This is a genomic window from Salimicrobium salexigens, assembly GCF_900156705.1.
Taxonomy (GTDB): Bacteria; Bacillota; Bacilli; order Bacillales; family Halobacillaceae; genus Salimicrobium; species Salimicrobium album.
This window is the reverse complement of record NZ_FTOK01000001.1, coordinates 414,882-429,397: the sequence shown is the minus strand read 5'-3', so window position 1 is coordinate 429,397 and position 14,516 is coordinate 414,882. Positions and strand designations below refer to the sequence as shown.

The following is a 14,516-nucleotide window of genomic DNA, read 5'->3' as shown; positions in this document are numbered from 1 at the left end:
TTCTTACTGGCGATAAACTTTAAATATTTTATCCCTGTCTTTATACTGGATATCATAGATTCTCCGGTATATTCCGTTGTTCACAAGCAGGTCTTCATGTCCCCCTCTTTCCACTACTCTGCCCCTGTCGAGCAACAGAATTTCGTCAGCATGTTTAATAGAGGAAATCCGATGAGCAATAATAAATGTTGTCCTCCCTTTCATTACTTCCCTCAAAGCCTTCTGGATTTTGAATTCCGTTTCCATATCGACTGCGGAAGTGGCGTCATCCAAAATCAATACGGCAGGATCGATAAGTATGGCCCGGGCTATGGCAATCCGCTGTTTCTGCCCTCCCGAAAGACCCATTCCTCTTTCGCCGAGCAGCGTGTCATACCCTTCCGGAGTTTCCATAATAAAATCGTGGGCCTGCGCTCTTTTGGCAGCATTGATAATGTCTTCTTCAGAAGCCAGCGGGTTTCCATAGGCGATATTTTCTTTAATCGTTGTGGAGAACAGAAAGGATTCCTGCAGAACGACCCCTACGTTCCTTCTTAAATGCTGCAAATCGTAATCTTTCACAGGTTTTCCATCCACATAAACACTTCCCGACTCCGGCTCATAGAATCTTGTTAAGACCTGAGTAACACTCGTTTTACCTGAACCCGTAGCTCCGATGAGCCCGATCGTTGTACCGGCCGGAGCGTGGAGCGTCACGTTACGCAAAGCCTTATCCTCTTCCCCCGGGTAAGTCAGAGTTACGTCTTCAAATACTACAGAGCCCCGGATCGGTGCATGTTCCACAGCAGGGTCGTTTATAATATCTTCATCCTCCTCAAGTATACTCAGCAGTCTCTCTCCGGAGGCTTTGGACTGTGAAAACAGGTTGATTACGAACCCGAAATTCATAAGCGGACCGAGCACGAGCCACACGAGGTTAAAGAATGCGACGAGTTCTCCAAGCTGAAGTTCCCCGTTCATTACGAGATACCCCCCATAAGCGAGAAGCACTACGACGCTTACGTTTCCGATGAATTCCATAAGAGGAAAATATCTGGCCCATATGTTTGAAGTATTAATGTATGTCTGGCGATAATCTCCGCTTCTGTCTAAAAATCTGTTAACTTCGAAATCCTCGCGGGACAGTGATTTTACTGTATTCATGCCGCTTATATTTTCCTGTACCCGCGTATTGAGATTACCGTAGGACTTCCTTATTCTTCTGAAAGCCGGGTGTACAATCCGGTCGAAGCGGAAGACGACCACCGCTAAAAAAGGCATAACGGCCATAGTTATAAGAGCCAGAGGTATAGAGTAGTAAAACATGACTCCGAGACTTGCCGTCATCAATAGTATAATGCGTACAAACTCCGAAAACCCGAAAGATAAGAAAAAACGGAATCCATCCACATCGGCGGTGAGCTTCGACATAATGTCCCCCGTTTTCGCGTTATCGTAATAACGGAAAGAAAGACGCTGCAGCTTTTCGTAAAGTGCTTCCCGCAAAGAGAAAACAGAGCGGATGCCAAAATAGTCACCGAAATACTGATCGATGTAAGTAGCTATCGCTTTAATTCCCATGAGGGCAATGAAGATCAGACTGATATAAGGTATCCAGGAGTATTTTTCTCCCCGGATCACTTCATCTATAGTAATCTGTAATACAATCGGATATACGACAGTAATAGCAGTTACGAATATTAGCGCGATGATCGACCCTAAAAGCCACATTTTATAAGGCCAGTAATACTGTTTCAGTTTTTTGAATATGTCCATCATTTCACCCCGTTTCCAGTAATCTTAATATATCGGTTTTCGAAATAATTTGCCAGCATTTTGACAGATTTTTTTAAATTTATTGAAAAATATACGGATAATAAGTTCAGGTTGATTTCTTACACTATTTTTCTTATTATTTTTTTATAAAGAGGAGGGAACAGTATGGAAATATTCGGAATTGAATTTGATCTTGCCGGTATAATAAGTACGGTCTTACCGGTTTTAATTGAAATTGTAATTTTACTTGTCGCTTTCTCCATTATTAATCCATTGGGATCAAAAGCCATTGCCAAAACGATGGAAACGATGGGAAAGAAAAGAAAACTGGCCCCGGGGCGTATGAAGACCCTGGAAAAACTCAGTGTTAACATATTTTCCTACACTCTTCTTTTCATATTGGTCGTCATGTTACTCGGTGCAGTAAATATAAATATCGGGCCGCTCCTGGCAGGTGCGGGAATTATCGGTCTCGCCGTGGCGTTCGGAGCGCAGAACCTTGTAGCTGACGTAATGACAGGCTTCTTCCTTCTGCTGGAGCGGCAGGCTGAAGTGGATGATTATGTTACAGTAGGCGGTTATGACGGAATCGTGGAAGAAATTGGGATACGCACAACCAAAGTACGCGGTTTTGATGGTACACTTCATTTTATTCCGAACCGGCTGATCGAGGGTGTAAGCAACCATTCAAGAGGCAATATGCGCGCTCTTGTGGACATTCAGATTTCCTATTACGACAATATTGATGAAGCTTTGCACATTTTGCAGGGAGTAGCTGACCGGTTCAGGGATGATGCTCGTTTTAAAGAAGGCCCTGACGTATTAGGGGTCCAGAGCATCGGCAATTCAGAAGTAGTTCTCCGCCTGTTAGGCCATACTGAAAATATGGAGCAGTGGGGAGCAGAACGTGATTTGCTTAAAGCTATAAAAGAATCATTCGATGCAGCAGGCATTGAAATTCCGTTCCCTCATCAGGTCAATATTTTCAAAGACAGGTCAGAAGCCAAAAAGGAAGAGTACAGCTACAATTAATTAGTCAAGAAGCTGAACAGTTTGTTAAGATTTTCCGGAGAGTATCTCGGGGGATTCTGCTTTATCATATAATTGGAAAGTTATGCAGGGGAAGAGTAAATCGCTTATCTTATCATATAAATAACAGAGAGAACGGGAACCGGAGGCTGTCGACCGGTCCCCGTTCTCTCTGTTTAACTTTGTACGGATGCTTCTGAATAAATGAACTTCTAAAGATGATATAAAGTATCTTTGACTATGGATACTCCATACTCCAATGCTTCTTCTTTGGGTTTTAGAGAGGACTGGTGCAGACCTGCTTGTGAATCCACCCCGAGCCAGAACATGAACCCCGGTATTTCCTTCAGCATGTAACCGAAATCTTCCCCGGTCATAGCTCTGTCGGCTTCCCTGCAATCATATCCCATCTCTTTCATAAGAGCAGTGAATTTTTCGGTCACTTCCTCTTCATTATATACCTGATAGTAATTAGCACCGTAATCGATGGTTATATTGCAGTCATTGGAGATTTCCATACCACGGGCTAACTTCTCTATTTCCCCTTTCACATCTTTCATAACAATGCCGGACGTTGTACGGATCGTCCCTTCCAGCCTTGATGTTTCAGCAATAATATTCTGCACCCTTCCCGCCTGTATCTTACCGATGGTAACTACTGCACTGTCCAGGGGGTCTATCCTCCTTGCGACTATTTGCTGAAGCTGGGTCACAAAATAACTCGCTGCTACTGTCATATCGAAAGCTTTGTGCGGATAAGCCGCGTGCCCCCCCACACCTTTGAAATCAATGTAAAGCTCACTCGTGTTCGCAAACAGGAGGCCCGGTCTGGTTGAAATAGTGCGCACAGGAAGTTCGGGTGCAACATGAAGAGCAAAAATGGTATCCGGTTTCCACTTCTTCATCGGCTCGGATCTTAACATGGGTTCTGCTCCCCCGGGCCCTTCCTCCGCAGGCTGGAATATAAACAGAACGTTATTCCGCGGGGGTTCAGCAGCCATGTATTCAAGAGCCCCAAGTGCGATTGTCATGTGGAAGTCGTGACCGCACGCGTGCATTCTTCCGGGGTGTTCGGAAGAAAAAGAATATCCCGTGTTTTCTTCCAGAGGAAGACCGTCGATATCTGTCCGGTACCCGATCGTTTTTGTCGGGGATGTCCCCCGTACGAACACGAATATCCCTGTCCTCCACGTCTCTACTGTGAGATTGTCTCCGGGCATCGTATCGATCATATCCAGAAGCAACTGCTGTGTCTTCACTTCTTCGAATCCGAGTTCCGGTATTTTATGAAGAGCTCTTCTCGTTTTAACGTAATCCATTTTTTCGCCTCCTTACCAGAAAAGCTGCCCTTCAGAAAGGACAGCTTCATGATTTAAGATTACTTCAGTTTACGAAGTTCCTGTTTGATTTCAGTCTTCGCTTTCGTCTGGTCATCAATGTCTTTCAGTTTGCGTGCCGGAGACCCTGCCACGAGGGTATTCGGTTCTACATCTTCCGTTACTATAGCGCCTGCAGCAACCACAGCACCTTCTCCTACGGTCACGCCTTCAAGGATAACAGCGTTCGCACCGACTACTACACCATCTTCCACGACTACAGGTTTAGCAGATGGCGGTTCGATGACGCCTGCGAGTACTGCCCCGGCACCAATATGACAATTCTTTCCTACAGTGGCGCGACCACCCAGTACTACGTTCATATCGATCATTGTACCTTCACCGATCACCGATCCGATATTGATGGAAGATCCATACATAATAACGGCTCCGTCTCCGATTTCCACCTGGTCACGGATAATGGCGCCCGGTTCAATTCGTGCGTTGACGTCTTTCAGGTCCATGAGAGGGATAGCAGAATGACGACGGTCATTTTCCACTTCGTAGTCTTCGATGTCTTTTTCATTAGCATCGAGAACGGCTTTAACCGCGTCCCATTCACCGAAAAGGACTCCGGAAGTACCGGAAACAAAGTCCCGCACTTCTTTACCGAAATCAATGTTCGAGAGATTTTCACCTTTTACGTATACTTTCACCGGCGTGGATTTCTCACTGTTAGATATGAAACTGATAATTTCATTTGCATCCATTTGATTCATGTCGTTACCTCCTTATGTATCTCTTTTCTCATCTACTTTACCAAAGCACTTGTGCCGTGACAAGAATAAGCGAGGGGGTTCCTCACTTATTCTTGGATTCGTGATAACTTTTACTGACGTTCTTCAGTATTTCTCTTCTGGTTACAATTCCGTCAAACTCATCATTATCCCCGATAACACATATAAACGGATGGTCGATCAATTTATGAAGTGCGTCGATAAACGTATGGTTTTTCTTCAGGCATGGGACGTCCGGATCCATGACCTCCCGTACGCTTATATCCCCCAGCCTGTTCATTTCAAACTGTTCAAGTCCGAGCGATTCTTCCAGTATTTTCGTTTTACTGATAATTCCTTCGAACTGAAACCGGGAATTCAGAACCGGCACCGATGAATAGCCTGTTTTAATAAGAACAAGCAAGGCGTGTTCGAGCGGGTTGCCGGACTGGACGTGTGCTACTTTTTCGGAAGAAATCATAAGATCTTTCACCAGTAACGTTTCGTTCTTTTCACTTTCCAATTGCAACATTATCTTCACTCCTCATTCTTTTCACATTACAGGAGCACCTCTTCTATGATACCATATTCCCGCTTCAAAAACGACCGGCTGCAATATCCTGTGATATTTACCTTTATATACCGGATAGTAAACCTTATTTTCTTTTCTTTGCCCGTTAGCTTATAATGAACTTAATAGATTCTGCCTGGAGATGATTAATTGGAAACACATATTTTTTCAAAAAAAGAAGAATTGGCTAATGCCATTACACACGGCATAGGAGCTGTTTTAAGTATAGCCATGCTCGTCCTTCTCGTAACTTTCTCAAGTTTCGACGGTAACGTATGGACGATTACGGCCTCTGCTGTTTATGGAGCTACGATGCTTCTCCTGTTCCTGTCTTCCACTCTCGTACACAGCTTCCCCCAGGGAAAAATCAAAGATCTGTTCGAAATTTTCGACCATGCTTCCATTTACCTATTCATAGCAGGAACGTACACCCCCATCCTTCTTATAGCACTTGGCGGTAAGCTCGGTTGGACACTTTTCGGCATCGTATGGGGAGCTGCTGTAGTGGGTGTCGTATTCAAAATATTTTTCGTTAAGAAATTCGTAGTTCTCTCCACACTGATTTATGTACTTATGGGGTGGATGATTGTTATCGCGTGGGACGCCCTGACTGCCTCCCTGGCCCCGGGCGGCATCATCTTCCTCGTCGCGGGCGGACTCGCATATACGGTGGGGGCTCTGTTCTATGTATGGAGAGGTTTCACTCATCACCATATGATATGGCATCTGTTCGTACTTGCAGGGGCTATCCTTCATTTTATCACTGTATTCTTTTATATAATTTAAACGATTTTCGTAATCGGGCATTTCTTTACATCGTTACGAAAAAAATCTTCAAAAATAAGAAGGCTTGAGAGGTTTTCCTCCCGAGCCTTCTTCCTTTTTAAAAAGGAAACTGGTTCAACCATTGTCCGCCATCAAGAGTTACCACTTCTCCGTTCATATAGGAGGCATCCTCCGATAAGATGAACCCTGCTAATTTCGCAATTTCCTCTGGAGTTCCGACCCGTCCAAGAGGTACAGAACCAAGAGTACGCTTATAAGCATCTTCCGACTGGAATAATTTCTCCGCTCCCCCGGTTCTTTCAATCGGGCCCGGGGCAATGGCGTTGACTCTCACCCCGTACCTGCGTCCCCATTCTACGGCCAGCGTTCTTGTCATAGTCAGGACCCCTGCTTTTGCAGATGCCGAATGCACTACTCCCGCTCCCGCATTCCAGGCGTACGTGGCCACCATATTAAGTATGCTCCCTTTGGTTTTGTTCGCGATCCAGTAGTTCATAACCTCCCGGCTGCAGTAAAAAGTCCCGTTCAGAACTATATCGATGACTGATTTCCATCCATTCGGAGACATTTCTTCCGCTTTTTGGATGAAATTTCCTGCTGCATTATTTACTAAATGGTCAATCCTGCCAAATGTATCGTGTGTCTTTTCCACCATCTTTTTCACATCTTCCGGTTCTCTTACATCCATTACTACCCTTAGAATTCTTTCCTGTCCCTCTGCATTGCTCAGGGCTTCATTCAGTTTATCTTCGTTTCTTCCCGTGACGACAACATTTGCACCGTTCCCAAGAAAATGAGTGGCCATTGCCAGACCCATTCCGCTTGATCCACCTGTAATTATGACTGTCTCTTTCTTCATTTTATCAGCTCCTTATATTAAAAACAGTTCGCCAAAAAAAAATGAATACCTGCTCATTTTTCGTTTTTCGACATTTTTGTGAAAAGAATGGGACGTATAATCTTTCATGATACAATGTATACGTCAGAAAGGAGTAAACAATGAAAAAACTTTTTATATTGCTCTCATTATTATTCATCAGTGCCTGTGGCAGTACTGCAGAAATAGATTCAAACATGTCCCGTGACATAGTCGATCTTTCGGCTAAAAATCAGCACGGAGAACAAGTGGATGTTAAAGAAGAAATGAAAGGCGACTATTGGGTAGCCAACATGATTTTTACGAGCTGTACCACCGTGTGCCCCCCTATGACGAGCAATATGTCTCGCCTGCAAAACCAGATTGAAAAAGAAGGGCTGGATATCAGACTGGCTTCCTTTTCTATAGACCCGTCTACAGATGATGTAAAAACACTGAAACAGTTCGCGGATAAATACAACCCCGATTACGGGAACTGGAGTTTCTACACCGGTTATCCTTTCGAAGAAATCAAGGAACTTTCTATTAAATCATTCCAGTCTCCGGTTCAAAAACTTGAGAACTCCGATCAGTATGCCCATGCCACCGGATTCTTTCTCGTAACACCCGACGGTAAAGTCATCAAAAACTATGAAGGAACGAACAGCGAGGCTATGGAGACGATTATGAGCGATCTGAAGAAGATCAAGGGCGCTTCATAATTACTTTGCATTATATGCGTCCCCCCTATACAATAGAAGAAGCACGGGTAGAAAGGAGAAAATTATGAACGAAAAGCCGTTTTCCCCGCGGGAAATTGCGGAATCTTTATATGTGGTCAACCGCCATGCCAAGACCGCCCCTGATCCGAGACAGCTGTACGAATTGAAAAAAGAAGTGGTTGCCAAGCTTCTCAAAGAAGGCAAAGCCAAAAGAATCGGCCTGCATTATTCCGACCGTCCCAGATTGAGCAAACAGCATTCCACCTTACTGATAGAAGTCTCCGGGTATTATTTTCACATTCCTGCTCAGAAGAAAGATTTTCAGGAATTAAAACATTTAGGGAAAGTCGATACCAGCTTCCGGAACCCCAAAGCAAGAACTTCTCTTTCTAAATCCAGGCGTACTCTTCAGCAATATTTAGGTAAACAACTCAAAAAACCTTCACCTGTATCCTCTTACGGAAGTATGCTCGGCAATCAGAGCGTGGTCCCCTGGAATCAGCGGGTCCGACGTTAATCGACGTAAACCTTTCTTGAATATTTGTTCCGAGGTAAAGACGCTGTAATTTAGCGTCTTTTCTATTTTTATCAAAGCAATGTAACCTTTTCCCTTCTACCCTTCGGAAAGGAAAATGATTTATGGTACTATCAGTGGGTAAGTTTATGTATGAAACAGCATCTGTATTCTTTGTATCGTCGCAAATATCGGGCGACTATCGTTTATCAATGTGAAACAAAAGGTGGTTATAAAGTGGAACACTTATTGAATGCACAAGTAAAACAACTTCAAATCTCGGGGATCCGACAGTTTTTTAACATGGTCGGAGACTATGAGGACGTCGTCTCCCTTACTATTGGACAGCCTGATTTCCAAACGCCGGAGCGTGTAAAAAGTGCCGCGATCACTTCTATTGAAGAAAATAAAACTGCATATACCATGAACGCCGGAATTCCGGAGTTAAGACAGGCCATAGCGGAGGATGTGAAAAAATATGGGTTGCACTACGATGCGGATTCAGAAATCATCGTTACTGTAGGGGCATCCGAAGCTATAGATATCAGCCTCCGAACTATATTGAGCCCCGGTGATGAAGTACTTCTTCCATCTCCGGTATATCCCGGGTACGAGCCTCTCATAAAAATGGCCGGGGCCAGCCCTGTCCATGTGGATATTGCTCCCTATGATTTTGTAATGACGAAAGATGCGATAGAATCTCACATCACTGACCGAACGAAAGCGATCATCATGCCTTACCCGTCGAACCCGACCGGGGTCTCCCCGTCTTTCGGACAGCTCGAGGAAATTGCCCGATTTATGCAAAACAAAGAAATGTTTGTCATAGCGGACGAAATATACAGTGAGCTGGTTTATAAGAATCCTCATACCTCCCTTGCGTCATTCCCTGGTTTAAAGGATAAGGTGGTAGTTATAAACGGCGTGAGTAAATCCTTTTCTATGACCGGATTCAGAATCGGGTATGTTCTGGCACCGGACTGGATGCGACAGCATATGTTGAAAGTCCATCAGTATAATGTTTCCTGTGCCTCTTCTGTGAGTCAACATGCCACTCTGGAAGCGCTGAAGAACAATCAGACTGAAATAGAACGGATGAGAGTCACTTACGAAAAACGGAGAACTTTCGTTCTGGAGAAATTAAAAGACATCGGCCTCTCCTACGTAGAGCCGGACGGGGCATTTTACGTCTTTATCCATTTTCCTTCCGCCAAAAGCACTTTCGAGACCGCTATAGGTTTAGTCGAGAAATCCGGGATAGCTTTAGTGCCAGGCAGCGCCTTTTCTGAGGGGGGCGAAGGTTATATGCGCCTCTCTTACGCTTATGACCTTCCGACTCTCGAAAAAGGGCTTGAAAGACTCCGCGACTATGTAGAGCATCATCTATAGGTTCGGATACTCCTTCTATGCTATAATATGAGTAGTATTTGTAATTACAGGAAGGAAGATTCTAATTGGCTGCAAAACAAAAAAATGAATGGCTGGAATGGGGTAAAGCGATTCTGGTCGCTGTAGTTTTGGCTTTTATCATTCGTAATTTCCTCTTCGCCACCTCTATTGTGGAAGGGGCCAGCATGGACCCTACCCTTGAGAACGGGGAGCGGGTAGTGTTCAATAAAGTGGTATATCATCTGGATGAGCCCGAGTTCAACGACATAGTCATTATCGAGCGCCCTGAGAAGAGTTATGTGAAACGTGTCATCGGTGAACCCGGAGATACAGTGGAAGTGAAAAATCATGAATTGTTCGTTAATGGAGAGAAACAGAAGCAGAACTATCTGGACCAAAGCTCTATTCAGGCGACAAGGGATTATGGGCCGATAAAGGTGCCGGACGGAAAATACTTTGTCATGGGCGACAATAGAGCTGTCAGTAAGGATAGCCGAAATGGACTGGGTATGATTGAGGAAGAAGAAATCATCGGACGGACCGAACTTGTAATTTTCCCCTTTGGAGAAGCAGAGAGAACGGAATAATCGAGAGAAATGAAAGAGGGAAGCTGCCGGTAATGGCAGCTTCCCTCTTATGCATTTTCAGCCGTTATCAAGAACAATAAATCCGATGAGTGCGATAAGGACAAATAAAAGGATCAAAAACATTGTGATTTCCATGGAGACCTTCACCTCCTAGTGTATGTATATTTCATGTTATAGTAGACAGGTAAACCTTAAACTACATCTATTCTAACCGTTTTTGATTTCAAATGAAAGAGGTGGACCATGGGAGACAGGATATTTTATTTTTTCACCGGCTGGTTTATAGTAGGTTTTATTCTGGTGCCGCTAGATCTTGTCCCTCCCTGGCTGGAGTGGGCAAACAGCGTATTTCTGATTGCTGCCGGTATAGTCGCCGTAACCTATTTTATACATACTTATAAGAAAAAAGCAGGTCTGTTTTACAGTACACTGGTTTTCACAGTGAGTATTGCTGTAGAGCAATTCGGTGTACAGAGCGGCTTTCTGTTCGGCAGTTATGAATATACGGCACGTTTCGGTATCAAAATCCTCGATACCCCCATAACTATAGGTTTTGCGTGGTTACTTGTGATGGGGTGCGCCGATGTTATCGCCCGGGGGATAGTCCGCCATTCCCGTTTCCTTCTTGCGATAGTCGGAGCGCTTGTTGCGGTGACAATGGACCTTATTCTTGATCCTGTTGCTTTTCAGGTGAAAGAATACTGGATCTGGGGAGAAGGCGGTTTATATTATGATATACCTTCTCAGAACTTTTTAGGCTGGTTTGTACTCGCTTTTCTTTTCCAGTCGGTCCTCGGTTTCTTTACCCATCATCCTGTTTCTGTCTGGCAGACGCGTATGAGCCTGGTTTTCCTCGGCATGATTGCCATGTTCAGCGTGACTGCCTTCGCGGGAGGTCTTTTGTTAGCTCCGATACTCGTTCTTATTCTGGGGGCTTTCTGGTATACTTTGTTCAAAAGAAAGAAGGCTCGTCATGAAATATCCGAATAAAAGCAGATGGATTGAAAGCGGCTTCCGAAGAGTGAGCCGCACACTCATCCGTCGTCAATTCCATAATGTCTATATTGCCAAAGACTCCGGGACTTCTCCTTCCTATGGGTTGTTTCTGATCAACCACTCCAGCTGGTGGGACGGGCTGCTTCTCCATTTACTCAATGATAAAGTGTTGCAGACAGACAGTCATATTATGATTGATGAGGAGGGAATGGAGCGGTTTCCGGTATTTTCCAGGGTCGGTGGTTTCTCAGTAGATCATAATTCTCTCTCTCATACCAGACAGGCACTTCTTTACACCGAAAAGCTGTTAAAAGAGAAAAAAGGAGTCTTTCTGTTCCCCCAGGGCGGAGAAAAACATCAGGAGGCCCGTCCTCTCCGTTTTCAAAAAGGGGCAGGTTTCATTATTAGGAGATGTCCTTCGGAACCGGTGACCCCGGTTGTCATTTACTATTCATTCGGTCATAACAGGAAACCGGAAGCTTACATTCAAATCGGTCCCGCGCAAAAAGGGAACGTTTCTGTCATCGACTGGGAAAAAACTATGGAGCAACAGCTCGATGCACTGAAGCAAAAGGTGATGCAGGAAGATTCCGATTCGTTCAAAGAACTTCTTTGATATTCTTTCTCCTTCATGAGTCCATGCGGAGAAGGGCGCGGTATGGGAAGCAAAACGTGAATTTGTACAGGTACCTGGAGGAGGGAGAGTAATGGTTACTATTTTTTTGATATTAGCAGGGGTGCTTTTTCTTTGGACTATATTCAATTCTATGTTCATGCCGGGTTTAAAATCGAATAATCTGCGCCGGATCGCTCCGGTTTCAATTCTCATCCCCCTTAGAAATGAAGAGTTTAACGCAGGCCCACTCGTAGAATCATTGAAAAAAATCACCTATCCCGATCTGGAAATTCTTCTGTTGGACGATCATTCGGAGGACCGGACTTTCGCCCTTCTTTCGGAAGCAACCGCTGATGATCCGCGGTTCCGGCTTTTCAAGGGGGAACCTCTCAAAAAAGGATGGACCGGTAAAGTATTTGCCTGTCACCAGCTTTCCCGTCTGGCCCGGGGAGAGTATATGCTTTTTCTCGACGCAGATGTCCGGGTCTCGCCCGATATCGTCACAAAACTGCTCGCTCTCACCGGACAGAAACAGGCCTCTTTTATTTCAGGCTTCCCTTCCTTTACAGACCGGAGTCTGCTCGGACGGCTCCTTGTACCGATGCAGCATTTTGTCATTCACATGCACCTTCCTTTCTTCATGGCTAACAAGACAGAAATCCCTATGTTCACTGCAGCTTTTGGAGGATGTCTGTTTATCGAAAGAGAAGCTTATGAAGAGATAGGAGGGCACACGGAGGTATTCGATTCCCTGGTGGAAGACGTACATCTCGCGAAAAAGATGAAGGAAAACAAAAAACGTACCATACTCGCTAATGTAACGTCAGACGTATCCTGCCGGATGTATGAAAGAAACGCGGATGTCTGGAAGGGGTTCCAGAAGAACATTTTCCCCGGTCTCGGCCGCTCTTTACCACTGGCTCTTCTGCTTGTACTGCTTTATACAGGGCTCTTCCTCTTCCCTTTTGCAGCTGCTTTAATTACAGGAGGAAGCTGGTGGGGTGTCTGTCTTCTGCTCGTTGCTGTTAAAATGTTCGTTGATGTCCGTACAGGTCATCCGTGGTGGATTTCTTTGCTCCTCCCTGTGTCCGCTATTTCAGTGATTCTTGTTCTTTTTTCCTCCATAAAAGTCGATCGTCAGAAGAAACAATATGAATGGAAGGGGCGTACGTATTCATGAAAACGATTATTGTGGGCGGAGGTCTTGCGGGATTATCCGCAGCTGTAACCCTCGCCTCTGAAGGAGTGGAAACTGTTCTTTATGAAAAAAGTTCCCATTTCGGAGGAAAAATGAAAAGTGTCGATATGGAAGGATTCCATTTCGACTTCGGCCCCAACACTATCACCATGCCCTACGTATTCGAAAATGTGTTAAGAAAAGGAGGTATGGGAGGATCGTTAAGCTATCAGAAACTTTCCACTCATACACGGAACCAGTTCCCTGATGGTACCGTTTTTGACCTTTCTTCCGACCGTGACGTAATGATCAGACAGCTCAACAGGATAGATGAGAAAGGAGCCAGGCGTTACGACCGGTTCTCCGAGGCCATTTCGAAACTTTTCGACACCTCTTATTCTTCTTTTCTCACACGCGTCTTCACCGGTAAAAACGATTATTTCTCCGCATCGCTTCTCACAAGTACGATGCAGGTACGGCCGATGCAAAGTATGAGCAGCTTTTACCGCCGATATTTCTCCTCCCCTCATGTACTTGACGCTCTGAACAGGTACGCCACTTACGTCGGGTCGGATCCTTATCGCGCCCCGGCAACGTTTGCGATGATCGCTTATCTGGAACTTATGGAGGGAGTGTATTACGTTCAGGGAGGCAATACCAAAATTGCCGAAACTATGGTCCAGGCAGCCGAGAATTGTGGTGCCTCGCTTCACAAAAACCGTGAAGTCGTTTCTTTGCTGAAAAAAGGGAAAAGAATTGAAGGCGTAGTGCTGGAGGACGGAGAAAAGGTAAAAGCTGACAACATTATAATCAACGGAGATCTTGCGCATACACTTCCTTCTCTGCTTGAAGAAGAGCAGCCTGAATACGACCCTTCGATCTCTGCCTTTGTTATTCTTGCCGGAATCGACGGTACACTTCCGCTGCACCACCATCACCTATTCTTTTCGGCAGACTATAAGAAGGAATTCAGCGAACTCCGCTCCGGTAAATATCCCGAAGACCCGACGATTTATATAGCAACATCCCGCAAATCCGATCCTTCGATATCCCCGGGCGGGGACAATTGCTTTATTATGGTAAATGCTCCTCCAGGCAAATCTGCAGACAAAGAAGAATATAAACAGGTGATATATAATAAACTGGAAAATAGCGGAATTCACCTATCCGAGAAGATTCTATTCGAACAGATCTGGACATCTTTTGATATTGAAAAAGAATTCTCCAGTTTCCAGGGCGCTCTTTATGGCCCGAGTGTCAATAACCGAAAACAGGCTTTCCTCCGGCCACGGAACAAATCCGACCGATTTGATAATCTGTATTTTGCCGGCGGCAGCACACATCCGGGAGGAGGTTCACCGATCGTAACTCTCAGCGGACAAAATGTAGCGAACTATCTTTTAAATAAAATAGTGAACTGAATAAC

The 14,516-nt window shown here is 44.9% G+C and carries 15 protein-coding genes; 10 read left to right on the top strand and 5 right to left on the bottom strand.

The genetic code is table 11. From position 1 onward, the window contains the following. Positions 1 to 3: 3 nt before the first annotated feature. A complete protein-coding gene (locus BW931_RS02155) occupies positions 4 to 1,755 on the bottom strand; it encodes an ABC transporter ATP-binding protein (protein ID WP_076569581.1) in 1,752 nt (583 codons plus the stop codon). 165 nt (positions 1,756 to 1,920) lie between these two features. On the opposite strand from BW931_RS02155, the gene BW931_RS02150 reads away from it, so the two are divergent. Then, positions 1,921 to 2,787, top strand: coding sequence for a mechanosensitive ion channel family protein (locus tag BW931_RS02150; RefSeq protein ID WP_008589635.1), 867 nt, complete (start codon positions 1,921 to 1,923; stop codon positions 2,785 to 2,787). A gap of 209 nt (positions 2,788 to 2,996) precedes the next feature. Here the strand turns inward: BW931_RS02150 and BW931_RS02145 are convergent, their stop codons facing one another. From BW931_RS02145 to cbpB, 3 genes are all read right to left on the bottom strand, one after another. Continuing rightward, positions 2,997 to 4,103 carry an N-acetyldiaminopimelate deacetylase gene (locus BW931_RS02145; protein ID WP_008589632.1) on the bottom strand — a complete coding sequence of 369 codons (1,107 nt, stop codon included), beginning with the start codon at positions 4,101 to 4,103 and terminating at the stop codon, positions 2,997 to 2,999. Positions 4,104 to 4,162: 59 nt separating this feature from the next. Further along, positions 4,163 to 4,879 (bottom strand): 2,3,4,5-tetrahydropyridine-2,6-dicarboxylate N-acetyltransferase, encoded by a 717-nt coding sequence (gene dapD, locus BW931_RS02140; protein ID WP_008589630.1) that lies wholly within the window; start codon positions 4,877 to 4,879, stop codon positions 4,163 to 4,165. 82 nt (positions 4,880 to 4,961) lie between these two features. After that, positions 4,962 to 5,408 carry a cyclic-di-AMP-binding protein CbpB gene (gene cbpB, locus BW931_RS02135; protein ID WP_008589628.1) on the bottom strand — a complete coding sequence of 149 codons (447 nt, stop codon included), beginning with the start codon at positions 5,406 to 5,408 and terminating at the stop codon, positions 4,962 to 4,964. Positions 5,409 to 5,597: 189 nt separating this feature from the next. Here cbpB and trhA point away from each other — a divergent pair, with 189 nt between their 5' ends. Continuing rightward, positions 5,598 to 6,233, top strand: a complete 636-nt coding sequence (gene trhA / locus BW931_RS02130) for a PAQR family membrane homeostasis protein TrhA (protein ID WP_076569578.1) — start codon at positions 5,598 to 5,600, stop codon at positions 6,231 to 6,233. 97 nt (positions 6,234 to 6,330) lie between these two features. Here trhA and fadH read toward each other — a convergent pair whose 3' ends face one another. Further along, the gene (gene fadH / locus BW931_RS02125) at positions 6,331 to 7,092 is read right to left on the bottom strand and encodes a 2,4-dienoyl-CoA reductase (protein ID WP_076569575.1); all 762 of its coding nucleotides are present in this window, start codon (positions 7,090 to 7,092) and stop codon (positions 6,331 to 6,333) included. Positions 7,093 to 7,232: 140 nt separating this feature from the next. On the opposite strand from fadH, the gene BW931_RS02120 reads away from it, so the two are divergent. From BW931_RS02120 to BW931_RS02085, 8 genes are all read left to right on the top strand, one after another. Further along, positions 7,233 to 7,811 (top strand): SCO family protein, encoded by a 579-nt coding sequence (locus tag BW931_RS02120; RefSeq protein ID WP_008589622.1) that lies wholly within the window; start codon positions 7,233 to 7,235, stop codon positions 7,809 to 7,811. Between the two features lie 64 nt (positions 7,812 to 7,875). Next, positions 7,876 to 8,328 carry a YkyB family protein gene (locus BW931_RS02115; protein WP_076569573.1) on the top strand — a complete coding sequence of 151 codons (453 nt, stop codon included), beginning with the start codon at positions 7,876 to 7,878 and terminating at the stop codon, positions 8,326 to 8,328. Between the two features lie 234 nt (positions 8,329 to 8,562). Beyond that, on the top strand, positions 8,563 to 9,714 hold the full coding sequence (locus tag BW931_RS02110) for an aminotransferase class I/II-fold pyridoxal phosphate-dependent enzyme (protein WP_076569571.1): 1,152 nt from the start codon (positions 8,563 to 8,565) through the stop codon (positions 9,712 to 9,714). A gap of 65 nt (positions 9,715 to 9,779) precedes the next feature. Then, positions 9,780 to 10,301, top strand: a complete 522-nt coding sequence (lepB, locus tag BW931_RS02105) for a signal peptidase I (RefSeq protein WP_008589616.1) — start codon at positions 9,780 to 9,782, stop codon at positions 10,299 to 10,301. A gap of 243 nt (positions 10,302 to 10,544) precedes the next feature. Then, positions 10,545 to 11,291, top strand: coding sequence for a carotenoid biosynthesis protein (locus tag BW931_RS02100; RefSeq protein ID WP_076569569.1), 747 nt, complete (start codon positions 10,545 to 10,547; stop codon positions 11,289 to 11,291). Next, positions 11,275 to 11,913, top strand: a complete 639-nt coding sequence (locus BW931_RS02095; protein WP_076569567.1) for a lysophospholipid acyltransferase family protein — start codon at positions 11,275 to 11,277, stop codon at positions 11,911 to 11,913. The genes BW931_RS02100 and BW931_RS02095 overlap by 17 nt, the downstream gene beginning before the upstream one ends. A gap of 91 nt (positions 11,914 to 12,004) precedes the next feature. Beyond that, positions 12,005 to 13,093 (top strand): glycosyltransferase family 2 protein, encoded by a 1,089-nt coding sequence (locus BW931_RS02090; RefSeq protein ID WP_076569565.1) that lies wholly within the window; start codon positions 12,005 to 12,007, stop codon positions 13,091 to 13,093. Then, positions 13,090 to 14,511, top strand: a complete 1,422-nt coding sequence (locus tag BW931_RS02085) for a phytoene desaturase family protein (protein WP_234972557.1) — start codon at positions 13,090 to 13,092, stop codon at positions 14,509 to 14,511. The genes BW931_RS02090 and BW931_RS02085 overlap by 4 nt, the downstream gene beginning before the upstream one ends. Positions 14,512 to 14,516 lie beyond the last annotated feature (5 nt).